Below are 1,189 nucleotides of genomic sequence, written 5' to 3' on the forward strand. Positions count from 1 at the left end.
CGGCCGCGGCGCGGCTGGCGGCGGCGCTCACCCCGGAGGTCGACGCCGTGCTGGCCCGTCATCCGCTGCGGGAGCTGGTGACCAGCAGTGAGCCGTTGCCGCTGCTGGTGGAGCGGGAGCGGGCCCTGTACGGGTCGTGGTACGAGTTCTTCCCGCGCTCGGAGGGCACGCCCGAGCGGCCGCACGGCACCTTCCGCACCGCGGCCCGCCGTCTGCCGGCGATCGCGGCGATGGGCTTCGACGTGGTCTACCTGCCGCCGATCCATCCCATCGGCACCACCTTCCGCAAGGGCAGGAACAACACCCTCACCCCCGGCCCGGACGACGTCGGCGTGCCGTGGGCGATCGGCTCCCCCGAGGGTGGCCACGACGCCGTCCACCCCCAGCTGGGCACGCTCGACGACTTCGCCTGGTTCGTGCGCGAGGCCGCACGCCACGGCCTGGAGATCGCCCTGGACTTCGCCCTGCAGTGCTCCCCGGACCACCCTTGGGTGCACAAGCACCCCGAGTGGTTCCACCACCGGCCCGACGGCACCATCGCCTACGCCGAGAACCCGCCGAAGAAGTACCAGGACATCTACCCCATCGCCTTCGACGCCGACATGGACGGCCTGGTCGCCGAGACGCTGCGGGTGCTGCGGCACTGGATGAGCCTGGGGGTGCGGATCTTCCGGGTGGACAACCCCCACACCAAGCCGGTCGTCTTCTGGGAACGGGTGATCGCGGACGTCAACCGCACCGACCCGGACGTGATCTTCCTGGCCGAGGCGTTCACCCGCCCGGCGATGATGCGCACCCTGGCCCAGATCGGCTTCCAGCAGTCCTACACGTACTTCACCTGGCGCAACACCAAGCAGGAACTGACCGACTACCTCACCGAACTGTCCGGGGAGGCCGCCTCCTACATGCGGCCCAACTTCTTCCCCAACACCCCCGACATCCTGCACGCCTACCTCCAGCACGGCGGCCGCCCCGCCTTCGAGGTCCGCGCCGTGCTGGCCGCCACCCTCTCCCCCTCCTGGGGCATCTACAGCGGCTACGAGCTGTGCGAGAACACCCCCCTGCGCGAGGGCAGCGAGGAGTACCTCGACTCCGAGAAGTACCAGCTCCGCCCCCGCGACTGGGAGACAGCCGAACGCGAAGGCCGCACCATCACCCCCCTGATCACCAGGCTCAACACCATCCGGCG

Annotated in this window: 1 protein-coding gene; it reads left to right on the forward strand. The window is 70.2% G+C overall.

Annotated features, from left to right (window positions below; genetic code table 11):
* Window positions 1–1,189, forward strand: a 1,189-nt coding sequence (locus ACFPZJ_RS39780) for a maltotransferase domain-containing protein (protein WP_381031968.1), incomplete at both ends; no start/stop codon positions are given.

Origin of the sequence: Streptomyces bullii (assembly GCF_042657145.1) — a bacterium.
Taxonomy (GTDB): Bacteria; Actinomycetota; Actinomycetes; order Streptomycetales; family Streptomycetaceae; genus Streptomyces; species Streptomyces bullii.